Source organism: Porphyromonas gulae, assembly GCF_000765945.1.
Taxonomy (GTDB): domain Bacteria; phylum Bacteroidota; class Bacteroidia; order Bacteroidales; family Porphyromonadaceae; genus Porphyromonas; species Porphyromonas gulae.
The window spans coordinates 425,757-447,532 of sequence record NZ_JRAT01000012.1 but is presented as its reverse complement, the minus strand read 5'-3'; the positions used below and the strand labels follow the sequence as shown (position 1 = coordinate 447,532).

Below are 21,776 nucleotides of genomic sequence, written 5' to 3'. Positions count from 1 at the left end.
AACTAAGATTCGATATGACCGAGCGACTTTTTCTTCTTGATGCTTATGCCCTCATCTTTCGTGCCTATTATGCTTTCATCCGTAGTCCGCGGATCGATTCTACAGGTCGTGACACCGGAGCCGTGTTCGGCTTTGCCCTGACCTTATTGGATATACTGGAGAAGGAGTCGCCGGAGCATATCGCCGTGGTATTCGATCCTCCGGGAGGCAGTTTCCGTCATCGCGAGTATGCAGAGTACAAGGCTCAACGAGAGGAAACGCCGGAAGGTATTCGTATCGCCATCCCTTTAATTAAAGAGATGTTGGCAGCTTTCCGTATTCCTGTTGTTGAAGTGCCGGACTTCGAAGCGGACGATACGATAGGTACTTTGGCCAAACAAGCCGAAGAGCAAGGGCTTGCCGTCAGGATGGTAACACCCGATAAAGACTTCGGCCAGCTGGTGTCCGAGCGCATCAAGATCTATCGGCCTAAGACGGGAGGAGGCTATGAAACGTGGGGGCCGGCAGAAGTCTGCGAAAAGTTCGGACTCTCCGCCCCCGAGCAAATGATAGATTACCTCGGCCTCGTAGGGGACAGCTCGGACAATATACCCGGATGTAAAGGTATCGGAACGAAAACGGCCGAGAAGCTACTGGCCGAGTATGGAAGCATAGACGGCATATACGCCCACCAAGATGAATTGAAAGGAGCTGTGGCCAAGAAAATTCAGGAGGGAGAAGAGCAAACGCGCTTCTCGCGATACTTGGCCACCATCCGCACGGATGCTCCCATCGCCTTCGATGCCGAAGCCTATCGACGTACTTCGCCGGATATGGCAGCCGTTCGCGAGTGCTTCGCCGCACTGGAATTTCGCACCTTGCTAAAACGGTTGGAAGGAGCACGGGCCGATGCTCCTGCTACAGATCTGTTTGCCGGCGTAGTACAGGATCAAGAGCCGCCCACGGATTTGTTCGGAGATGGTGCTGACGATACCGGGCATCCACTGAAAACGTTGCTTGATGTACCACACGAATATACGATTCTCGAAACCGAGGAAGAGATAGCGGATTGCATCCGAATATTCTCTGCCACGCCTCGTTTCTCATTCGACACAGAGACCGACTCGAAAGATGCACTTCGGGCCAATATCGTTGCCGTCACGCTATGTGCCGAATCGGGACGGGCTTTCTTCATACCCCTACCGGAAGGCGAAGAAGCCGGAAGGCGCAGGTTAGACCTCTTGCGTCCGCTTTTTGCCGATGCTGCTATCGGCAAAGTCGGCCAGAATATGAAGTACGACATCCAAGTGCTCTCCCGATACGGTGTCGAAGTGCGCGGACAGCTGTTCGATACGATGATAGCCCACTATCTCCTCTTGCCCGATCTCCGGCACAATATGGACGAGATGGCAGAGACGCTTTTGGGCTATCGCACCATTCGCTATTCGGATCTGGTCGGCAGCGACAAGCAAGAGATGCACATCCGTCAGGTGCCATTGCAGAATCTGGCGGACTATGCCATGGAGGATGCCGACGTCACATGGCAGCTATACGAACGCCTCGATACGATGCTCTCCGAGGAAGGGATGACCTCCTTGTTTGAAAGCATAGAGATGCCGCTCGTACCGGTACTTGCCGATATGGAATGCTCCGGAGTAAAGCTGGACACGGAAGTCCTCCGGCGCACGGCATCGGGTCTTGGCGAGGAGATGCAGCGGATAGAAGACGAAATCTACCGTTTGGCCGGACACTCATTCAACATCAACAGCCCTTCACAAGTCGGAACCGTGCTCTTCGAGGAACTGCAAATCACAGAAAAACCTAAGAAAACGAAGTCCGGCAGCTACTCTACCAACGAAGAAATTCTGGTCAAGCTACAGGAAAAGCATCCCATCGTGCGACTTATCCTCGACTATAGAGGAATCAAGAAATTGCTCAGTACCTATGTGGAAGCCCTGCCGGAGATGCGCTACCCCGATGGCAAGCTGCATACCTCGTTCAATCAGACCGTCGCCACCACGGGACGTCTCTCCAGCAGCAATCCCAATCTGCAAAACATTCCGATCCGTACCGAAGTCGGGAGGGGGCTGAGGGCTGCTTTCGTGCCGGACAATGACGAATGTATTTTCATGAGTGCGGACTACTCTCAGATCGAGCTGCGACTGATGGCGCATCTAAGTGAAGATGAGAGCTTGATACAGGCTTTCCTCCATGGGGAAGACATTCACCGAGCCACGGCAGCCAAAATATACGGCCTGCCACTTGCAGAAGTTACGGACGACATGCGTCGCCATGCCAAGACGGCCAACTTCGGGATCATCTACGGTATCTCTGCTTTCGGGCTTAGCGAGCGGCTCAATATCTCCCGAACCGAAGCCAAGGCTTTGATCGAAGGTTACTTTGCCTCTTACCCGGGGGTTAAAGCGTATATGGATCGGAGTATTGCCGAAGCCAAGCGACAGGGCTACGTCACCACACTGTTCGGTCGCAAGCGATTCCTTCGGGACATAAACAGTGCCAATGCCGTAGTCCGCGGCTATGCAGAGCGAAATGCGATCAATGCTCCCATACAAGGCTCTGCTGCCGACCTGATCAAGCTGGCGATGATCAGGATACACGAGGAAATCATTGCCCGTAGGCTACAGAGCCGGATGATCCTGCAAGTGCATGACGAACTGAACTTCAACGTGCTCCGTCCCGAAGCTGCAGAAGTCCGCGAGCTGGTTCGCTCGTGTATGGAGGGCGTGATGCCCTCTTTGCGCGTTCCTCTGATAGCCGAGATCGGCGAAGGTACCAACTGGCTGGAGGCACACTGACGCTTTTCCCCGAGAAGAAGCATATACCATAGTCATAGAAAAAACGAGCATAGACGGGTCTTTCTTTCGTAGCCGGTTTATGCTCGTTTTTTTCTTTGTTTCACGTCTCGAAAAACGTGGTGCGGGAAAGTTTTTCTTTTGGCGCGGGAATTAAAATTTTTACGCGCCAAAACGAAAAAAATCTCGCTCCATTTCTCACAGAAACACGAACCATAGATCTATCGAAACACGCACGAAAAAAAAGATCATGTTCCGAGAAGTGTAAAAAGAAGCAGGTAGAGGGGAGGTGGGCGAGAACGCTAATCATCGTTCCCTTGCCGAAAATATATGTGCCGGCAATCTGTACACGACTGTTCTATGAATACGGAACGCCCGTCGGCTTAGGCTGAAAAGCCTATAGCAGACGGGCGTAGATCGGATCAGAAAGGACAGGGCTTCGCCCCCCCTGCATTAACCGTTGATCTCGTCCAAGATAGCTTGGATATCGTCCTGGCATGAGCCACATACAGTTCCTGCTTCTGTAGCTTCGCCTACTTCGTCCACGGTCTTCAATCCTTTTTCTCTAATTGCATTTTCAATCTCCCCACGTGTAATTTCGTTGCAGTGGCAGATAATTTCATCTTGCTGTGACATAATTCTTCTGTTGTAATAAATCGTCGTTTGTTACTATGCTTTGAAAACGTTTCAAAATTACAAAAACAATCCACTTTTTCATCTATGCACCGATAGACAGTGTCTATGAAAACGTATATGCAGCAGGATGCAACGCGCTATGGCAAAGCGATAAAACTCACAAGAGACCTCTCATGAGACAGTAAGATGATTCGCATTTTCCCGTGAGCGAATCTCCCTTCCCGGATCGCCTGTGAATGATGAACAGCTGCGTCTTGGCCTGCTTCGCGGTACCAACTTCCTTTTAGCCTTTGCAGTGGCTCAGGAAACGATAGCCCCAGCGGCAAAAGAAGCATTTGCGTCGCTCACAGTATTCGCGATAGAGCTGGATGAGGCCTTGGCTTTCGGCAGCATCGGCGGGTCGGCAGGCTTGAGAGAAAGCGCGAACCAACCTGTTGTTTTCGGGTTTGATGCCTCGCAAGAAGTCTATTGTCAGCTCGCGGTAGTCCGCTACGTTCTGCCGTCTCAACCAAGCGTAACGGAGTGGAGCTGCTACATTGATGAGCAGCGAGTCCGCAGACATTGCAGCGAGTGAATTGGCGGAGGCAGTAGAGGCAGGCTTGCCGAAGCGATAGTGCGAAGCCCAATAAGGCGATACCTCCACACTAAGTTTGTGCACCAGTTCCTTGGCCGACGCAGTCTCCACAAATGAAGAAAACAGAAACTCGCAACGGTGCAGGATGGCGGCCAACTGTCCCAGTCGGCGATGGACAAAAGAGGACGGACGGGTGCGAAGCAGACGAAAGACCGAGGAGTCGACAGGCTGCAAAGCGAATTTATGTTGCAAAAATGCGTATTCAGCAGCCAGCTTCTCTGCGTACTCGTCCGTAGGATCGGCCAGAAGGCCGGCTTGTCCCAGCAGGAGAGCCTCCACTTGCAAGAGACTGCTGCGGTGCTTGGCAATGGCGGCAAAGGGCAGGCTGCGAGCAAGCCGTTCGAGGGCATCGTTGTTCAGCCCGAATCCGAAGTGACGGGACAGCAGTATGTAGGCCGTTGCATTCCAATCCATGGAGGTGGACAGGTAGAGCCGATCCACCTCGGCAGCCTTGCGCTCCAATCGTTCTACGACGAGCGTATCCAGCCAGTCGTGGACTTCGAGGCTATCGAGTTCATGGAGTCTGTCCTTACAGCCCGGCAAAAGGGATGTTCGGAGCATAAAGTCGGCGTTTGCCCTAAGCCCTTCGTCTACATACATAACGCAGACGGGGACAGGTTCACCACTGATTCGGTGCCGTATCAGGAGGTCATCCGTCTCCACCACATGGAGTACTACATTGTCATAAGCGGGATCGAGATGATGCCCGTGGCGAATCCAGTCCGAGGCCTTGCGATGAATCTCTACATTGCCGGCCCAGAGGAGATCGCCCACTTTCACTTTGGCATTGAAGAAATCGGGGCCGCTATCCCGATTGAGCATCCCCGGATCGATGACCTCAGGCTCCAAAAAGAAAGCGTCCGCCCCATAGCTCAACGAGCTATAGAGGCGGTGCAGCCATACGTATTGTAAGAAATGCTCCACAACCTTGTCGAAGCCCCTCTATACAGTTATATCAGTTGTACTCTTTGTCGTATTTCAGAGCGGCATCGGCCACGAAGTGCTTGATGCGCTGTTCCTCCTCGGCCCGACAAATGAGCAAGACATTCCCGCTTTCGGCCACGATACAGTCGCTAATACCCTGTACGACGACAAGCTTCTGCGGGTTGTCCGTGGTGACAATGTTGCGTTCGGCTTCGTAGAAAATGGTCCGCGTCTTGAGCGATGCATTTCCCGCATCGTCTTTCTCTGCCAGCTCGTACAGAGAGCCCCACGTGCCGAGATCTGCCCAACCGAAATCCACGGGCATGACCAGCACATTATCCGCTTTCTCCATCACGCCGAAGTCGATAGAGATGCTGGGACAATAGGGGAAAGCCTGATCGATGAAGCGCCGTTCGTCGGGTGTATTGAAGTGTGCCAATCCGTTTTCGAGGGCAGAGGTTACTTCCGGCAGATGCTTGCGGAAAGCGGCGAGGATGCTCTCCACATTCCAGACGAACATTCCGCTGTTCCAGAGGAACTCACCGCTGGCGAGGAAGATGCTTGCCATCTCGGCATTAGGCTTCTCCGTAAAGGTTTTTACCCGGATGAAGTTTCCTTTCTTTTCCTCTGCCATTTGGATATATCCATAGCCTGTCTCCGGACGGGAAGGGCGGATGCCGAGTGTGATGAGATTGGGATGATCGGCTACGAACTCCAATGCTTCCGATGCTGCGCGCACGAATTCGTCCTCGCGCAGGATCAGGTGGTCGGAAGGTGCTACGATTATATTGGCTTTGGGATTGCGCGCATAGATATGATAGCTGGCGTATGCGATGCAGGGAGCTGTATTGCGGCGGGTAGGCTCGCATAGGATCTGATCTGCTCCGATCTCGGGGAGCTGTTCGCGTACCTTGCCGGCATAAAGTTCATTGGTGACGACCAGAATATTTTCCCGGGGGATGAATCGTGTGAAACGATCGTATGTCATCTGCAGGAGCGAACGTCCTGTACCGAAGAAATCGAGGAACTGTTTGGGATGGGATTCGCGGCTAAAGGGCCAAAACCGACTTCCTATTCCCCCTCCCATAATGACGCAATAATTGTCTTTCACAGCCATAGTCATTATTCTGTTTTTAAGTTCTTACACAAAGCTACTCAAAATAATAACGCCATGTCCCAAGAAAATCGTACTTGTGGCTCCTAAATTGATTCACAGTCCAGAGGGGTGTTTTTCTTAGCTGAGGTCGTTTCGCCGATCTTTTAGGCTTATTTTTCAAAAGTGCAATGCGACGATACCGGAAGGAATAATGAGTAAGAAGGAAGAGACGGAGGAATATGGAGCTATGAGGTTCCGGTCCGCTATGCTCCATCCACCGAAAGCACCTCGTTGTTCGGCAGGTACCACAGGTAACCGCGCACCGAGGGATAATCCATTGAGACAAGCAGGCGGATATAACTCTCCATCTGTGCATGATGAACTTTGCGAACTGCTCCGAACTTATAGTCTACGATGTCTGTGTGATCGTCGTAGAGAATGATCCGATCGGGACGACGCTGCCCTCCTTGTGGAAGGAGAATATCCTGTTCATTGAGAACTCGTCCGCTCCCATCGAACCAACGAGACAACCGACTGTCCGAAGAGATAACAGATAGACGATCGGCCAATTCGATCGCCTCATCTCTCGTGACGATTCCTCCCGACACATAACGCTCAAGAGCAGGCTCGATGTCCTTGGCGAGAACGATGTCGGCAAGGATTCTGTGCATCACATGTCCGTGGTAAAGCGGTTTGTGTCTGCGATAAAATTCACTGCCTTCGGGGCGGATAGCCAACCGGTCGGCTACAGCCGAGAAGCTTCCTTTGGGCAGGGTAAAAGGTAAGCCCGAAGAGGGGTGATCTGTCGTTTTTTGTCTCGTGGATATGCCCGGACTTCCCCAGCAGTACATACCGGACTCCGTCTTATTCTCGTCCAAGGAGGCGAGAGCCAAATGCATAAGATCTCCCACGGTAGAGAGCGATTCGGGCTTTGGGGAAGGAGGTAACCACAGATGCATCTCGTCCTTGGCTCGTGTCGTAGCCACATAAAGAAGATTGAGGTTGTCGAGTAGAATATCAGCCCTTTCGCGGAAGTAATCTGTGGCAAATATTGTTTGTGCCATCTCCTTCTTATATCTGATCGGCACTACGGACAGGATATTGAAAGGACTGCGGGCTGGATCGATCTTGCACCAGAGGATGTGCCGATGTGCAGCTTGGTCGTCCAGATTCCAGTCCAAGAAAGGAATAAGAACAACGCGGAAGCCCAGGCCTTTGGCCTTGTGAATGGTCATTAGTGTGACAGCCTGACTGTTGGGAGCAGAGGAAATACGGCTTTTGGCATAGCCCGTTTCGTCCCACCATTGCAGGAAAGAGTGCAGATCGGCAGATCGTTCATGACCGAAATCGTTGATCAAATCCAGCCAAGCAATTAGATAGGGCATCTCACTTTCGGGCAGGTATGAATGGAAAAGAGAGACTAATCCTTCTGCCAATTCGTACAGGGAGCGACGCCGAAGGTCGGCAAACTCTGCAAGCTCTGTGGCACTGAAGTTGCCCCCCTCAGTAAGGGTTAAGCCTTTCTCTTTGCGAAGTTCTTCATACGACAAGTAGGCAATCTGCCGCAAAGCGTCGGATTGGGGGTGGGATATAAACTTGAGCAGGTTGGATAGGAAGCGAATTGATGCTGCTCCACTCAGCGACAAGGATTCGTCCGACATCGGGATAAGGGGATAATCCACTTCATCCGGTTCGGGCTGATAAGAGAGCATGGTACGAGCTATCTCTCGTGCCTGATAGGTTTTGCGTACCAGAATCGCAATGTCTGAGGGAGCATATCCTCTTTTTTGCAGACCGATGATAAAACGGGGAAGATCCTGCAAGATGCGCTCCTCCCACGAAAGCTCGGCTTCCGCTTCATCTGATGATGCCGGCGGTGGAAGATAAATGCAGACGTTTCCATGCCGGTCAGCTTTGGCCGGTGGTACAAGCTGCTCCACATCGGCGTAGGTCTGCATGAATGTGCGGTTGATCTCCTCCGGCAACTTCGGATCGGGCATTGCCATCGCCTCGGTTTCGCGAGTCATAGCCTCACAGAGGATTTGTGGCAGGTGCTTGTAGAGGGAGTTGTTGAACTCGATTATTTCGGGAGTGCTTCGCCAATTATATGGTAGATTGACCCTCTCCGATGTTTCGGCAAAATCCCGACTGACGACCTCTGTGAGCAGTCGCCGATCGGCATTGCGGAAGCGGTATATGCTCTGTTTGGCATCGCCGACGAGGAGGTTGTACTTGCCGTGAGCCAAACTCTCAGCCAGCAGAGGCTTGAAGTTTTCGTACTGTAAGCGGCTGGTATCTTGAAATTCATCGATCATTTCGTGCTCGATTCGTACCCCGATCTTGTCATAGACAAAGGGGGTCTCGCTCCCGTCGATGATCCTGTGCAAAAGAGACGGAGCATCGGAAATCAGCATTTTGTTCTCTTCTTGTCTGATCCCTTCGATTTGTCGCCAGAGATCGGAGATGATACCAAGCCGGTTGAGAAAGGGAAGTGACTGCTTGGCCGTGGAATACTCTTGCCATTCCCTGCCGAGATAGAGTCCTGCCATTTCGTTCAGAGACTCTTTGAGGCCGGATTGGTAGGCCGAGAGAATGGCTGCTTGGGTAGTGGCAGGAGTGGATTTGGCGTAGAGGGTAGTTTCCGGATCACCTTCTGCCATCGACATAAAGGTCTTTGTGGGCGGCTTGACTTCTCCGCCTTTGAGCACCTTGGCAAACTCCAAGATACCTCCTTTGGTACCTCCTTTGAAATCGTAGAAGCTGATTCCGGCTCCAGTGACGATTTCTTCTGCTCGGCGTGCAATAGACAGACGTCGCCATTCGAAGCCTTCCATCAGCTTGTTCATCTCGGTTTGGTAGCGATGAATGGCAGCTTTAGTCGGTAGTTTGCCCTCCTCGGATAGCAGGAGTAGCTGTTCTTTGAAAAGCTCGTCGCCCAAGCTGACGATCTCCCTGCGGATGTTATGTCCACGCCCCTCTTCGATCAGGTCTTCAGCCAGACGCCTGATCCAATTCTCGACGTCGGAGGTGTCTTTTTCTCCCAAGCTGTGCAGCAGGCGGACGACAGCCTGTTCGAGTACGGCCTTCTGCTCCATCTCGATGCGGAAACCTCCCGGCAGTCCCAATTCATGCGAGAAAGCACGCATCACTTCCTGAAAGAAGGAGTCGATGGTCTTGACTCGCAAAGAAGAGTAGTCGTTTAGTATTTCGGTCAGGACTTCCTGTGCTCTGACTTGTAGCTGCTCGGTAGTCAGAGCCAACTCCTGCATCAGCTCCTCGGCGAAAGGGGATGATCCATCCACTGCCAGACCGTATAGCTCCTCGAGAATACGCTCCTTCATTTCGGCGGTGGCTTTGTTCGTGAATGTGACAGCCTGTATATAACGGAAAGCCCCGCGCGTACGCAGGGCTAAACGAAGGTATTCGCCGGTAAGTGTATGAGTCTTGCCGGAACCTGCCGAAGCTGTATAAATACGAAGCTGCTTGGAGCGTTTCATTTGTTTTTCTTGTGTCCGGGAGCAAGACGATAGGTTCGGTCGTAGAGGAAGAGAGCCAGCTCGCGCGGATTCTTCTCGAAGCGAGCGATGGTCTCCGGCGGGATCGGATCGCCGATATAGACATCGAAAATATGCCCTCGCTTGTTGAACAGTTCGGCCGGGATGCGTGGAGTCCGAATAGCCCAGCTCAGCCATCCGAGGAAGTGAAAATACCAGGAATTGCGGCCGCTGAAGAAAATCGGATAAACGGGCACCTGACTGACGAGGATCATCTTGGCACAACTGGCTTGCCATTCGCTGTCCATCACTCGATTGCGATTGCCTTTATAGACGGATATTCCTCCGGCCGGGAAGAAGCCGACGGGCTGACCTTTTTGAAGACGGCTCAGGACTTCCTTCACTCCGGATACATTGTGCTTGCTGTCAAGTCCTCCGGCCATTCCTTTGAGTGGAGCCACCGGTATGAAGCTGTCGCGCAGGCAGCTGATCATGGACAGAAAACCATTGACCAATACGCTATAATCGGGACGCACCGATCCGATAATATCGATCAACATAATGCCATCCAGAGAGCCGAACGGGTGATTGGATACCGTTGTGAAAGCACCACCCTTGCGCATCTCTTCCAAATGCTCCGCCCCGTGCAGCCTGTAGCTGACATTGATGGCAGGGTCAGTCAGTGCAGCATGGGCAAACTCTGCTCCACGCAGATTGATATGACGGGCATGAACGGCATTGATGTCCGTTATCTTGAGGGCTTTCAGCAACCTGCGTGTCAGTCGTCGCTCCCCTCCCAGTACGGGAAAAAGACGAAGTACATCTTCTTCGGTAAGGACTTCCGGACGTGAGTCTGACATGAGCGATCGGGAATTAAGGATATTCGAGTTGCCTGAACGTATGATTACCGCCTCTCCTTCAGATGCTGTCTGCACATGGCTTCGTGGCGTCTGATACCGAGGATGAGTACAATATTCAGGATCAGTATCTCGAATACGAAATAGAGCCAAACGTGACCGCTCAAGACGATAAGAAAAAGAGGAATGGTGCGCCCGTTGAACGTAAGGAAGTCCACGATATTCATGATTCGGCGACTATCCCTGCGCAAGTCCTGACGGAGCGTTTCGGGGATGGTATTCTGCGGATAATCCGCTTCCAATTGGTCGAGAAGTCTTTGCAGTCGGGGTGTCGCACGCTCCTGTATCAATGTATAATAATAGTACAGTGAGCTGAAAAAACGATTCGCTCCTCGTGGCATCACCTTTACACGGCGGCGTATGGATGAGGATCGTTCGAACTCTTTTCCCTTCTCAGGACTGATGAAAAAGAGATGGAGCGTTTTGTAGTAGTCCGTAACGGCTGCTTGAACCAAATGGCTGATTCCCGAGAGTAGACCCACGGCAATCAGGATACCGGTGGTCATCGGACCTAAGGCATCGGGATACTCTGCCGTCAAGCGAATGATGAAGCAGATATAGATGCACGCGAACCAAATGTCTCCGGCAATGCCATCGAGAATGCGCCCGATCTCACTCTTGATTCCGGTCAGACGAGCCAGCTGTCCGTCGATGCAGTCCATGATATTGGCCACTATCATACATAGAATACCGGCCACAGTCCAACGGAGATCGTAAGGAGTATGCACGAAGCACAGCCCACCGCCCAATCCGACAAAGATGGACAGGATCGTAACCATATTGGGCGTTACCCTTGTCCGACTGAGAAGCTTGGCAAAGTAAAAACCTATCGGACGGTAGAATTTCCGGTCAATTATATTTTCCGTCTCCAGTGATTTGAGAGAGGCTTGGTACTCCTTATCGTTTTCGTTCATATCTGAGCTGTTCAGCGGAAGCTGTAGCCTCCATCAAGAGTCAGTACCTCACCATTGCAATATGCGTTGGTGAGCAAAAATAGAAATGCTTCGGCTACTTCGTCCGGTGTCGCAAAGCGATGCAAAGCAACCTTATTCTCGATATTTCGGCGTATTTCGGCCGGTTTGTTCTTCTGCCACTCCGTATCGACGAATCCCGGTGCCACGGCATTCACACGGATGCCATAGGGTTCTAAGTGCTTCACCAGATTGCGAGTCAGAGCGTGTACAGCAGACTTGCTCACCCCATACGGCAGAGCCATGCCGTGTGGCTGGATTCCCATAAGCGATCCGGTAAAGATGATACATCCCTTGTTGCGCTCGATACGCGGCAGGAGGCGTTGGATCAGGAATGTGGGGAAATGGACATTGGCGAAGAATACGCCCTGCCATTCGTCGAGGGTCATCTCCTCGAAAGGCGTGCGGCATGTGATACCGGCATTCATGATAAGAGCTTGCAGGGTAATATCGCTCTGCTCAAGGGCTTCCGCTATCAGGTCGATACCTTTCGCATCGGTAGCATCGGCTTGCAGCAGCTCAACCGAGGGAGCTGTCTCTGCCAATTCGGCCGCCACTGTACGCGCCCTGTCCTGATCGTGTCCGTATGTGAGGATGAGGGAGTACCCTTTGCTTGCCAAGAGGCGGGCTACTGCCAGACCGATCCCCTTGGTTCCTCCCGTAATCAATGCGTATCCGACCGCCATAGTTCCTACATGTTTTGGACAGACTTGGGCTTATGCTGACGCTCTTCGTTCAGCGTCTTGGCATAGCTATCGTGTATGGTCTCCTTGATTTTGGTAGAAGAAACGCCCGTCCCGTAGGGGAAATAAAAGACCTGAACGCCGAGATCTTTCAGATAGTCGTATTTGCCATTCCAGTCATCCCCCACTACGAAAGCGTCTATATTCAGCTTTTTGACGATCTCCGTGTGATCCAACGTATGCTGCGGAATCACGATGTCCGGTGTCTTCAGGGCTTCCAGGATTTGCAAACGCTCGATGAAAGGAATAATGGGCGGTGCCTTGTATGAAGCGACCAGTTCGTCCGTGCTGACGCCAACGATAAGGATGTCTGCCAAACTACGCGCATAGTTGATCATGCGCAAGTGATTGTAGTGGAACATGTCGAATGTCCCGGAAGTGTAAACAATAGTCTTATCCTTAAACATAGAGTCTATAGGGTATTAAAATTAATGCTCATCATCTGTTTGCGGCAACTTTTCATTGTCATTGCCTCGCTCGAAATAACTCTTCCGGAGCGGATTGCGCGTAGCCAAACGCCACGATGCACGGGCGCGATAGATGTCGATCGCCTGATAGACGGCTGCGCGGAAAGAATCGGGCGAAGCCTCGCCTTTGCCCACGATGTCGAAGCCTGTACCATGATCCGGCGAAGTGCGTACGATGGAAAGCCCTGCCGTCACATTGACCCCTCTATCCATGCAGAGAGTCTTGAATGGGATCAGCCCCTGATCATGATACATGGACAGAATGCCATCGAAATGCATAGCCATATCCGATCCCCAAAAGCCGTCCGCGGCATAAGGGCCGAACACTAACAATCCCTGCTCTTCGGCCTCCTGTACTGCCGGCCGGATCGTATCGCTTTCCTCGGTGCCGATCAGTCCGCTGTCGCCGGCATGCGGATTCAGAGCCATGACGGCTATCCGCGGACGTACTATACCGAAATCCATGCGCAGACTGCGATCGAAAGCCTTCAGCTTGTCCAGTATTTGCTCCCGAGTGATAAGCGATGGCACGCGTGCTATCGGCTCGTGCATCGTCACCAAAGCCGTGCGGAGCTTGTCCTGTGCCAGGATCATCAGCGCATCTTCGCCCTCTATGCCGGCTTCGGCTTGCAGATATTCCGTATGGCCTTTGTAGGGGAAGATGTCCTGTGGCATGGCAGCTTTGTTGATCGGCATAGTCACGAGCACGTCCGCATCGCCCTGCTTCACGGCTTGGACTGCCATGCTGAGTGCCATTGCCGCATAGGCTCCGGCCTGTGGCGAGCAGACGCCCATTTCCACTTTGGCATCTTCCGGCAAGCAGTTCACCAGATTCACCCGTCCCTCTACGGCTTCGGCAGCAGAGGATACCTGGTGCCAGCTCTCCAGTTCGAGTTCCAAGGTCTTCCTGTAATAGGCTGCGACCTTAGCTGATCCGTATATGACAGGTGTGAAGAGGTCCAGTATCGAGGCTTCTGTAAAGGTCTTTAGTAGGATTTCATATCCAATGCCATTGATGTCGCCATGAGAAATGGCCACTTTCAGCTTCTTATTCTCCATTACGTTGAGTCTTCGTGTAAGTTCGGCAGTCGTTTCGGATATTTATTTGAGTGCAGTCCAGCGTGCCTTTCTGATGATAGCCGGATCGAACTCTTTCTGGGCTTTGGGGCGCATACTATACAGAGCTGCCTCCATCTGCCGCATCAGATCGCGTTTTTTCTCGTTGGGGTGATATACGAAACCCTCTACCACTACTACCCTGTCTCCATCCACAAAGGCTTGTGCCACGAAAGGACCGGACATCATCTGCCCTCCCTCCATACGCCAGATGCCGTGCACTTCGCCTCGCTTTTGATCGCCCGGGTAGACGTAGCGATGCTTCAGCAGCATCCGCTCCGTGACGGGATAGGACCCTGCATCCGAACCTTCTATATTGGCTTTGAGCACGGAGTCGCGCACCTCTACCATACGGTCCAGCCCCAGATCCGATGCTCCGCGATAGGGATAGGTGTAGACCAAGAGGTCTTTCCGGCGGCGCATCTGATTGTTGGACATCCACAGGAAGTCCTTGCCCTCCTTGTGACTGAGGATGTCGGCGGGCACATTGATATGGTGTCCGAACATACGCTGCACGCGTTGGTCGGCATCCGCACTGCAGTCCTTCTGCCATAGCTGACCGAAGAGGAATAGTTCGTGACGGATAAAGAGATTCTGTATGGCCGATTTGTTGGATTCGATGTAGGCTGCCAGAGAGTCTGCCGCAGGACTGTTGATCAGTACGACCAACTGCCCGTTAGCCCACTGGTCATAGCCGTATTTGAGCGAAGTCTTGGTGAATATATCAGGGTTGATGTCGATCTGCAGTACATTGCGGATGTAGCGAAGGAATCCCGTAAAATCCTTTTCCGACACACGGGAAACGGCCATGATCGGCTCGTTCTGGTTGAGTGCCGGAGCTACCTCGGTCATGACCTCGTAGATGGCTTCGCCGACGGGCGAACTCAGATGTTGGTCGTCCATCACCAGCATCATTTCTCCCGGAGAGCCCGTGGAATTGGTGAACGACTTGCCGGCCGTTCCGCCTCCATTGCAGGCAAAGAACATAGCAAATGCGGCGAAGAAAGTCGGCAGACCGAACAATAAACGGATATTGGGTTTCATTGAGCCTATTCGCTTTTTTGAGTTTTTCATCCTGAATACAAGTCCAAAGGTAGTAATAATAGTTGTCGCTATGGAGCTTGCCCTTCGCCTTTATGGGCTTTTGGGCCGGGAGGACTCCGCTTTGCTCGTGGATAGCATACCGCAGGCCGCGAATATATCTTCCCCTCGCGATGCACGGATGGTGCAGGTATAGCCATGCGATTCCATTCGCTTGCGAAAAGCCTCCATGCGAGTGCTGTCCGACGAGCGGAGCGATACGGCAGGGATTTTGTGGAAGCGGATCAGATTGATCCTGCAGGGGATGCCGCGGAGGATGGCGGCCAGTTCGTCGGCATGGCGCATATCGTCGTTCAGACCATCGAAGACGATGTATTCGAACGACACGCGTCTTTGTCCGCTGAAGTCGTAAGCCTTGATCCGGTCGAGCGTCTGCAAAATGGGGAAAGCCTTTTCTCCGGGCATCAGCGTCCTCCTCTCTTCGGGGAAAGGGCTGTGCAGGCTGACTGCCAGATGGCACCGGCTCTCTGCGAGGAAGCGCTCCAAGCCTTTGGCTCCGATCGTAGACACCGTGATGCGCTTCGGACTCCAGCCCATACCCCACGGCTCGGTCAGGGCATTGAGACTGCGAAGCACTTCGTCCGTATTATCGAGGGGTTCGCCCATGCCCATATAGACGAGATTGGTCAGCTCGGCCGCCTCTTCCACGGAGAAGATTTGGTTCAGGATCTCGGCTGCGGAGAGATTACCGTTCCATCCCTGTTTGCCGGTCATACAGAAGAGGCAGTCCATCTTACAGCCGACCTGCGAGGAGATACAAAGCGTGGATCTGTCGCCATCGGGGATAAACACAGATTCCACGAAACGCCCTTCTCCTACGGGGAAGAGATACTTCTTGGTCCCGTCCACCGAACATTGGACATCCGACCACGGGTAGCGTCCGATGTCGTAGGCCTCTGCCAACTTCTGCCGATTGGCCTGCGATATATTCGTCATCTCGGCAAAATCGGTAGCACGCCGCACATAGATCCATTCGGCCAACTGCTTGCCTGCAAACCGCGGCATACCCATCCGGAGAGCCACTGCGGTCAGCTCTTCGAGCGTCATGCCCAAAAGCACAGCTCTCTTTCCGATCTCTGTCTGTTGCTTCACTTCACCACTCTATATTATAATGTAACCACAAGAAGGAGCTTCATCTTCTTCTTTCTCATCCGTCGGGGATTCGGCGACGATCAGACCGATCCGCGGATGTACTCCTCTCTATACAAAAGTAATATATCCCGTGGTAAGCCCTCCCATTTCTCTCTCAATGGAATTGCCACTATGAAAGGAGATACGTACGCATGCAAGGAGTGGGTATCGGTGTTTCCCGAGCTTGATCTCCGGATAGCAGGGACGTAAGAAAAGGAAACGAGAGAGAGCGTAAAAACAGAAACACGAACCAAAATCGCTCCGATTGTGGCGCGTTTTTTCTGAAAAAGTGGCGCGAGATTTTTTTCGCTGTGGCGCGTCAATTTTTTACTTCCCGAACCAAAACGAAAAAATTCTCGCACCACGTTTTTACGAGTGTGGAATGAGAAAATTTTGGGCTGTAAATTCCCGAACGACGAGAAAGGTGCAGTGCGCCGAAAAACCTCCTGTGAGCAGGGGGGGCGAAAGATCGGACACTCTGCACAGAGCCGATAAGAGAGGGGCTGAAATTCTCTGCGGATCTCAGCCCCTCTCACCCTTATGATAGTATTCGATAGTAGTCTTGCTCTCCGGATCTGTGCGCGCCGGTGAAGTATCAGACGATAGCCGCTACAATGGCTGCTGCATCGGCCGATAGCATTTGCTGCTCTCCCGTCAGCATGTTTTTCAGATTCACTTGGCCGGCCGCGCGTTCGTTTTCTCCTACGAGTGCCACGTATGGAATGTTGGCTGCATTGGCATAGCTCATCTGTTTCTTGATCTTGGCAGGCTCAGGATACAGCTCTGTGCGGAGGCCTTGCTCCCTGAGCTTTTGGATCAGTGGAAGCAGGCTGTCGGCATCCTCTTCGCTGAAATTGACAAAGAGCAGCTGCGTACCGGTCAGCTTCTCGGCAGGGAAGAGATCCAGCTGCATCATCACGTCGTATATGCGGTCTGCACCGAAAGAAATGCCCACACCGGACATGCCTTCCAGACCGAATATGCCGGTGAGGTTGTCGTAGCGACCACCGCCGGTAATGCTGCCCATCTCGGCGTCGAGTGCTTTCACTTCGAGAATGGCTCCGGTATAGTAGGAAAGGCCACGAGCCAGAGAAATATCCAACATCAGCTCGGAATGGAGCTGCACGCGCTCCACTTTGTCCAAGATATAGGTCAGCTCCTCTATTCCCTTCAGCCCCGTTTCGGAGGAGGCAAGAGCCGATTTGAGCCGGTCGAGCTTCTCCCGATTGTCCCCTTTCATCTCGATAAAGGGGCGCAGGCGTTCGATAGCCTCTTCGCCGAAGCCTTTGGAGCGCAGCTCGTCGTTCACCTTGTCGAGGCCGATCTTGTCGAGTTTGTCTATCGCCACGGTGATGTCCGTCAGTCTGTCGGCTTCGCCTACCACTTCGGCGATGCCGGAGAGGATCTTGCGGTTGTTCAGCAGGATACGAGTCCTGATGCCCAATCTGCGGAAGACTTCGCTGATGATCTGGATCAGTTCTACCTCATTCATGAGCGAATCCGAGCCGATGACGTCTCCATCGCACTGGTAAAACTCACGATAACGACCCTTCTGCGGCCTGTCGGCACGCCATACGGGTTGAATCTGATACCGTTTGAAAGGGAAATTGATCTCATTGCGGTGCATCACCACGTAGCGAGCAAAGGGTACGGTCAGGTCGTAGCGAAGCCCTTTCTCGCAGGCTTTGGCTGCAAATCGGAGAGAATTTTTCTCCGCCAGTTCCTCCGCACAGAAGTCTGCCAAGACATCGCCGGAGTTGAGTACCTTGAAGAGCAGGCGGTCTCCCTCCTCTCCGTACTTGCCCATCAGCGTGGAGAGCATCTCCATCGTAGGGGTTTCTATTTGGCAGAATCCGAAGAGTTCGTACACTTCGCGTATGGTGTCGAATATGTAGTTGCGCCGGCTCATTTCGACCGGACTGAAATCGCGCATCCCTTTGGGTATAGAAGGCTTTTGCATTACGTATGTATTAGTTGGTGAATGATCGGTTACAAAAACAGAGGGAGGGGAGTCTCCATATCAATAATCGCGGATAAGCTCCAGCAGGGTGGTGGCATATCGGTTTTTCTCGTCGGCCGGATATTCCGTGCGGCTCAGCTCCACCCATTCGCTCATGTCTAATTCCGGGAAAAAAGTGTCAGCTTCGGGAAAGTCGGCATGCACGCGTGTCAGATAGATTTTGTCCGTGTAGGGTAGCATCTGCTCATATACTTGTGCTCCGCCGATGACAAAGGCCTCTTCCTCATTGCCCACCAGCTCCAGTGCCGCTTCGGGCGAGGCTGCCCATTCGGCTCCGGGAAAATCCTGCTGCGTCCTGCTTAGGACGATATTGCGTCTGTTGGGCAAAGCTCCTTTGGGCAGGGAGCGGAATGTGTGGCTGCCCATGATAATGCTGTGTCCTGTGGTCGTTTCCTTGAATCGCTTCAGATCGGCCGGCAGATGCCAGAGGAGGTCATTTTTGTATCCGATAGCCCCATTCTCGGCTATGGCAACGACGATTGAAATCATATTGGATAGGTGAGGAAAAACTGAATATCGGTGGAAAACATTCCGTCAGACTGCTACAACGCCCGCAATGTGCGGATGCGGATCATACCCTTCGAGTCGGAAGTCTTCGTACCGGAAGTCGAAGAGATCGGATACATCCGGATTGAGAATCATTCGAGGCAATGCTCTCGGCTCACGACTCAGTTGTAGCTGTACCTGTTCGAGGTGGTTGAGATAGATATGGGCATCGCCCAATGTATGTACGAATCGTCCGGGTTTCAGCCCTGTGACATGAGCGATCATCTGTAGCAGCAGGGCATACGAAGCTATGTTGAACGGTATGCCCAGAAAAGAATCGGCACTGCGCTGATAGAGTTGCAGGCTCAGCCGGCCATCAGCGACATAGAACTGCATGAAACAGTGGCATGGAGGCAGATGCATATCGGCAAGCTGGCCTACATTCCACGAGCATACGATAATGCGTCGGCTGTCCGGTTCCTCGCGCAGCTGGCGCAGTACCTCCTGCATTTGGTCTATATGCCCTCCCCGATAGTCCGGCCAACTGCGCCACTGGTAGCCATATATAGGCCCCAAATCGCCGTTCTCGTCAGCCCATTCATTCCAAATACGTACGCCATGCTCCTGCAAGTAGTGCACATTCGTGTCACCTCGGAGGAACCAAAGCAGTTCGTATATAATGGACTTCAAGTGCAATCGCTTGGTCGTAAGCAGGGGAAATCCCTCTTCAAGGTCAAAGCACATCTGATGGCCGAATACGCTGATCGTACCCGTACCCGTGCGGTCTTCTTTCCGTACTCCCTCGTCGAGGATGCGGCGAAGCAGATCCAAATACTGTTTCATACCACGCAAATATACGTATTTCTTGTAGGCAAATGGATTTTTGGCACCACAGCAGACTCATTGTAAAATACTTGAATATGCTACAACCGAAAGAGCCGATTGGAAGAAGAAATGGAAGATCATGGAGCTTTCACTCATTTGACCTGTTTGCCGGAGTATTGCTGTTTGTTCACAACTCCTTGTATCTTTGGCTCGTAACTAATGAAATAGTAATAGTAACGAACAAAAAAGAAGATCTTATGAAAATAATGAATGTGATTTTAGCCTGTGTCTTAGGCCTCCTATTGGCCGGATGCAGCACCGTGCCGATCACGGGACGCACTCAGATCATGCTGGTACAGGACTCGGAGATCCTGTCCTCCAGTGCCTTGCAGTACAAGCAGTTTCTCAGCAAGGTGAAAATCTCCAAGAATGCGACATCCACGGCACAGGTGCGACGAGTGGGACAAAAGGTGGCAGCTGCCACGATGCACTATCTGAAGCAAAACGGATTGGGAGACATGGCCTCACAGATGAAATGGGAATTCAATGTCGTGGAAGACAAGGCTGTGAATGCTTTCTGTATGCCGGGTGGAAAGATTGTGGTCTATACCGGACTGCTCAAGTTGGTTGGCTCGGATGCCGAGTTGGCCACAGTGATTAGCCATGAAGTCAGCCATGCTGTGGCAAGGCATTCCAACGAACGTATCAGCCAGGAATACTTGCGTCAGATGGGGGGCAATCTGTTGGGTGCTGCTGTCTCCAATAAGTCGGCCGCTTTGCAGACAATTATCGGTCAGGCTTATGGCGTTGGGTCGCAGGTGCTGGTTGCTCTACCGTATAATCGGAAGCAAGAATATGAAGCCGACAAAATGGGGCTTGTCTTCATGGCGATGGCCGGTTATAACCCGAATGCTGCCATTACTTTTTGGCAGAAGATGGCAGCCCAGGGGAGCGGACAGGTAGAGTTTCTGAGCACGCACCCGAGCGATGCCAATCGTATTGCCGCCATTCGTCAATATATGCCCGAGGCAATGAAGTATTACAAAGGCAAGTAAAACAGAGATCCTTTGAGTGGACATTCATTTCTGCATGTCCACTCAAAGTCTTGGGCTGAAGAATTCTTTTTAGAAGAAATATATTTTTATCTTTGTATGTCACCCTGTTAAGAGTGGGAGGTTAGCAAGAAAATAAACTTACACACAAAAGAGAATTACTATGAAACAGAACTACTTCAAGAGAGTCTGCTCACTGCTTTGTTTGGTTGTGCCGATGCTCATCCTTCCATTACAGTCGGCAGCTCAAGATGCTATTCCAAGCGAAGAAGCGGAGTCATTGGCTTTCGTTGTGCCGGCTGAGGATGTTGAAATTGGAGAGTCAGAGGTAGAGGCTCCGTTGGAAGCCGCCAGTGCTGAAGAGATTGTAGATCAGGCTGTCCGTTCTTATACCTACACGGTCTATCGCGATGGTGTGAAGATCGCTTCCGGACTTACTGAGCCTACATTTATTGACGAAGATGTTCCTGCCGGCGAACATACTTACTGCGTAGAGGTACAGTATCAGGAAGGCGTATCAGACAAAGTATGCGTGGACGTAGAAGTGAAGGACTTCAAACCGGTTACCAATCTGACCGGAACCGCTTCCAATGACGAAGTTTCTTTGGATTGGGACGGTGTGGAAGAAAAAGCAGAAGAGCCGGCGAAAGAAAAAGCAGTCAGCTACAATGTCTATAAGAATGGAACTTTGATCGGCAATACAGTCGAGACTCATTATGTAGAGACCGGCGTGGCTAACGGCACATACATTTACGAAGTAGAAGTAAAGTATCCCGATGGCGTATCTCCGAAGGTAGCTGTAACCGTGACCGTGACCAATAGCTCGTTGAACAATGTAGAAGGTCAAGTGCCTTACACGTTGCGAGTAGAAGGCAAGAAGATCATAGCTGAGACCAATGGTGTGATTACGCTGTATGATATCAGCGGGCGTACTGTAGCAGTGGCGTCCGACCGATTGGAATATACCGCCCAAACAGGCTTCTATGCCGTACGCTTCGATGTGGGTAATAAACCCCACCTATCCAAAATACAAGTGAGATAAAGCAAACGCTTTTCCCAACAGCTAAAACAAAGAGGCTGTCTCGAAAATCATATTTCGGGTAGCCTTTTTGCCTTTTATGCTACTGTAGCATACTAATCCCGTTTCGTGATGCTCTCATTCGGTTTCATCGCGATATGACGGAGATTGTGCGAACCTTTCTGCCTAATTGATTTTCGCGGCTGATCTTCGAACCGTAATTTCTCAGGAAATAAGAAAGGTTGTTATGTCTATTTGATTACCCGTATTATGAGACTTTTTCAAAATGAGAGAGGATGAAGAGTTTGGCTTTGTACGATTTGCTTGGGGCATAGGGATTAAATTAGTACTAT

At 51.9% G+C, this 21,776-nt stretch carries 21 protein-coding genes; 5 read left to right on the top strand and 16 right to left on the bottom strand.

Annotation, left to right across the window (positions count from 1 at the left end):
- The first annotated feature begins 14 nt into the window (after positions 1-14).
- Positions 15-2,795, top strand: a complete 2,781-nt coding sequence (polA, locus tag HQ49_RS05410; RefSeq protein WP_039418826.1) for a DNA polymerase I — start codon at positions 15-17, stop codon at positions 2,793-2,795.
- Positions 2,796-2,872: 77 nt separating this feature from the next.
- On the opposite strand, the gene HQ49_RS12120 is transcribed toward polA, so the two are convergent.
- Positions 2,873-2,965: a DUF1661 domain-containing protein gene (locus HQ49_RS12120; protein WP_230587251.1), complete on the bottom strand. Its 93-nt coding sequence runs from the start codon at positions 2,963-2,965 to the stop codon at positions 2,873-2,875.
- Between HQ49_RS12120 and HQ49_RS12685 the strand changes: the two genes are divergently transcribed.
- Complete coding sequence (locus HQ49_RS12685; RefSeq protein ID WP_152566869.1) at positions 2,934-3,011, top strand: DUF1661 domain-containing protein; 78 nt, start codon at positions 2,934-2,936, stop codon at positions 3,009-3,011. The two genes, HQ49_RS12120 and HQ49_RS12685, sit on opposite strands and share 32 nt — an antisense overlap.
- Before the next feature lie 234 nt (positions 3,012-3,245).
- On the opposite strand, the gene HQ49_RS05400 is transcribed toward HQ49_RS12685, so the two are convergent.
- The 12 genes from HQ49_RS05400 to HQ49_RS12110 all read right to left on the bottom strand — a co-directional run bounded on the left by HQ49_RS05400 (position 3,246) and on the right by HQ49_RS12110 (position 16,323).
- Complete coding sequence (locus HQ49_RS05400; protein WP_018964744.1) at positions 3,246-3,428, bottom strand: (2Fe-2S)-binding protein; 183 nt, start codon at positions 3,426-3,428, stop codon at positions 3,246-3,248.
- A gap of 283 nt (positions 3,429-3,711) precedes the next feature.
- Complete coding sequence (locus tag HQ49_RS05395; RefSeq protein ID WP_039418823.1) at positions 3,712-4,986, bottom strand: DUF2851 family protein; 1,275 nt, start codon at positions 4,984-4,986, stop codon at positions 3,712-3,714.
- Between the two features lie 31 nt (positions 4,987-5,017).
- Positions 5,018-6,103 carry a mannose-1-phosphate guanylyltransferase gene (locus HQ49_RS05390; protein WP_039418821.1) on the bottom strand — a complete coding sequence of 362 codons (1,086 nt, stop codon included), beginning with the start codon at positions 6,101-6,103 and terminating at the stop codon, positions 5,018-5,020.
- Between the two features lie 242 nt (positions 6,104-6,345).
- On the bottom strand, positions 6,346-9,579 hold the full coding sequence (locus HQ49_RS05385; RefSeq protein ID WP_039418819.1) for a UvrD-helicase domain-containing protein: 3,234 nt from the start codon (positions 9,577-9,579) through the stop codon (positions 6,346-6,348).
- Positions 9,576-10,436, bottom strand: coding sequence for a lysophospholipid acyltransferase family protein (locus HQ49_RS05380; RefSeq protein ID WP_039418817.1), 861 nt, complete (start codon positions 10,434-10,436; stop codon positions 9,576-9,578). The genes HQ49_RS05385 and HQ49_RS05380 overlap by 4 nt, the downstream gene beginning before the upstream one ends.
- 44 nt (positions 10,437-10,480) lie before the next feature.
- Complete coding sequence (locus HQ49_RS05375) at positions 10,481-11,407, bottom strand: CDP-alcohol phosphatidyltransferase family protein (protein WP_018964749.1); 927 nt, start codon at positions 11,405-11,407, stop codon at positions 10,481-10,483.
- An 11-nt stretch (positions 11,408-11,418) separates the two neighbouring features.
- The gene (locus HQ49_RS05370) at positions 11,419-12,150 is read right to left on the bottom strand and encodes an SDR family NAD(P)-dependent oxidoreductase (protein WP_039418816.1); all 732 of its coding nucleotides are present in this window, start codon (positions 12,148-12,150) and stop codon (positions 11,419-11,421) included.
- A gap of 5 nt (positions 12,151-12,155) precedes the next feature.
- Positions 12,156-12,614 (bottom strand): adenylyltransferase/cytidyltransferase family protein, encoded by a 459-nt coding sequence (locus HQ49_RS05365; protein WP_004585592.1) that lies wholly within the window; start codon positions 12,612-12,614, stop codon positions 12,156-12,158.
- A gap of 21 nt (positions 12,615-12,635) precedes the next feature.
- The gene (gene pdxA / locus HQ49_RS05360) at positions 12,636-13,733 is read right to left on the bottom strand and encodes a 4-hydroxythreonine-4-phosphate dehydrogenase PdxA (protein ID WP_018964752.1); all 1,098 of its coding nucleotides are present in this window, start codon (positions 13,731-13,733) and stop codon (positions 12,636-12,638) included.
- 42 nt (positions 13,734-13,775) lie between these two features.
- Positions 13,776-14,834, bottom strand: a complete 1,059-nt coding sequence (locus HQ49_RS05355) for a DUF4837 family protein (protein ID WP_018964753.1) — start codon at positions 14,832-14,834, stop codon at positions 13,776-13,778.
- Between the two features lie 90 nt (positions 14,835-14,924).
- The gene (gene rlmN, locus HQ49_RS05350; RefSeq protein ID WP_080745553.1) at positions 14,925-15,983 is read right to left on the bottom strand and encodes a 23S rRNA (adenine(2503)-C(2))-methyltransferase RlmN; all 1,059 of its coding nucleotides are present in this window, start codon (positions 15,981-15,983) and stop codon (positions 14,925-14,927) included.
- Positions 15,984-16,152: 169 nt separating this feature from the next.
- A complete protein-coding gene (locus HQ49_RS12110; protein ID WP_230587264.1) occupies positions 16,153-16,323 on the bottom strand; it encodes a hypothetical protein in 171 nt (56 codons plus the stop codon).
- 10 nt (positions 16,324-16,333) lie between these two features.
- On the opposite strand from HQ49_RS12110, the gene HQ49_RS12680 reads away from it, so the two are divergent.
- Positions 16,334-16,408, top strand: coding sequence for a DUF1661 domain-containing protein (locus HQ49_RS12680; RefSeq protein ID WP_235285217.1), 75 nt, complete (start codon positions 16,334-16,336; stop codon positions 16,406-16,408).
- A gap of 209 nt (positions 16,409-16,617) precedes the next feature.
- Here HQ49_RS12680 and hisS read toward each other — a convergent pair whose 3' ends face one another.
- From hisS to HQ49_RS05335, 3 genes are read right to left on the bottom strand one after another with little or no spacing between them, the layout of a single operon-like run.
- Positions 16,618-17,982 carry a histidine--tRNA ligase gene (gene hisS, locus HQ49_RS05345; RefSeq protein WP_039418814.1) on the bottom strand — a complete coding sequence of 455 codons (1,365 nt, stop codon included), beginning with the start codon at positions 17,980-17,982 and terminating at the stop codon, positions 16,618-16,620.
- 60 nt (positions 17,983-18,042) lie between these two features.
- Positions 18,043-18,531: a dihydrofolate reductase gene (locus HQ49_RS05340; protein ID WP_018964756.1), complete on the bottom strand. Its 489-nt coding sequence runs from the start codon at positions 18,529-18,531 to the stop codon at positions 18,043-18,045.
- Between the two features lie 45 nt (positions 18,532-18,576).
- Positions 18,577-19,371: a thymidylate synthase gene (locus tag HQ49_RS05335; RefSeq protein ID WP_039418812.1), complete on the bottom strand. Its 795-nt coding sequence runs from the start codon at positions 19,369-19,371 to the stop codon at positions 18,577-18,579.
- 239 nt (positions 19,372-19,610) lie between these two features.
- Between HQ49_RS05335 and HQ49_RS05330 the strand changes: the two genes are divergently transcribed.
- Together HQ49_RS05330 and HQ49_RS05325 are read left to right on the top strand one after the other, a co-directional pair.
- Positions 19,611-20,408, top strand: a complete 798-nt coding sequence (locus HQ49_RS05330; RefSeq protein WP_039419015.1) for a M48 family metallopeptidase — start codon at positions 19,611-19,613, stop codon at positions 20,406-20,408.
- A gap of 160 nt (positions 20,409-20,568) precedes the next feature.
- Entirely contained in the window at positions 20,569-21,447 is an 879-nt protein-coding gene (locus HQ49_RS05325) for a hypothetical protein (protein WP_026292140.1), read from the top strand.
- The last annotated feature ends 329 nt before the right edge of the window (positions 21,448-21,776 follow it).

Bases quoted from the DNA above. Each gene is read 5' to 3' on its own strand.
- polA (WP_039418826.1), top strand. From the start codon at position 15: ATGACCGAGCGACTTTTTCTTCTTGATGCTTATGCCCTCATCTTTCGT.
- HQ49_RS05400 (WP_018964744.1), bottom strand. From the start codon at position 3,428: ATGTCACAGCAAGATGAAATTATCTGCCACTGCAACGAAATTACACGT.
- HQ49_RS05390 (WP_039418821.1), bottom strand. From the start codon at position 6,103: ATGGCTGTGAAAGACAATTATTGCGTCATTATGGGAGGGGGAATAGGA.
- HQ49_RS05385 (WP_039418819.1), bottom strand. From the start codon at position 9,579: ATGAAACGCTCCAAGCAGCTTCGTATTTATACAGCTTCGGCAGGTTCC.
- HQ49_RS05380 (WP_039418817.1), bottom strand. From the start codon at position 10,436: ATGTCAGACTCACGTCCGGAAGTCCTTACCGAAGAAGATGTACTTCGT.
- HQ49_RS05375 (WP_018964749.1), bottom strand. From the start codon at position 11,407: ATGAACGAAAACGATAAGGAGTACCAAGCCTCTCTCAAATCACTGGAG.
- HQ49_RS05370 (WP_039418816.1), bottom strand. From the start codon at position 12,150: ATGGCGGTCGGATACGCATTGATTACGGGAGGAACCAAGGGGATCGGT.
- HQ49_RS05365 (WP_004585592.1), bottom strand. From the start codon at position 12,614: ATGTTTAAGGATAAGACTATTGTTTACACTTCCGGGACATTCGACATG.
- pdxA (WP_018964752.1), bottom strand. From the start codon at position 13,733: ATGGAGAATAAGAAGCTGAAAGTGGCCATTTCTCATGGCGACATCAAT.
- HQ49_RS05355 (WP_018964753.1), bottom strand. From the start codon at position 14,834: ATGAAACCCAATATCCGTTTATTGTTCGGTCTGCCGACTTTCTTCGCC.
- hisS (WP_039418814.1), bottom strand. From the start codon at position 17,982: ATGCAAAAGCCTTCTATACCCAAAGGGATGCGCGATTTCAGTCCGGTC.
- HQ49_RS05340 (WP_018964756.1), bottom strand. From the start codon at position 18,531: ATGATTTCAATCGTCGTTGCCATAGCCGAGAATGGGGCTATCGGATAC.
- HQ49_RS05335 (WP_039418812.1), bottom strand. From the start codon at position 19,371: ATGAAACAGTATTTGGATCTGCTTCGCCGCATCCTCGACGAGGGAGTA.
- HQ49_RS05330 (WP_039419015.1), top strand. From the start codon at position 19,611: ATGAAAATAATGAATGTGATTTTAGCCTGTGTCTTAGGCCTCCTATTG.
- HQ49_RS05325 (WP_026292140.1), top strand. From the start codon at position 20,569: ATGAAACAGAACTACTTCAAGAGAGTCTGCTCACTGCTTTGTTTGGTT.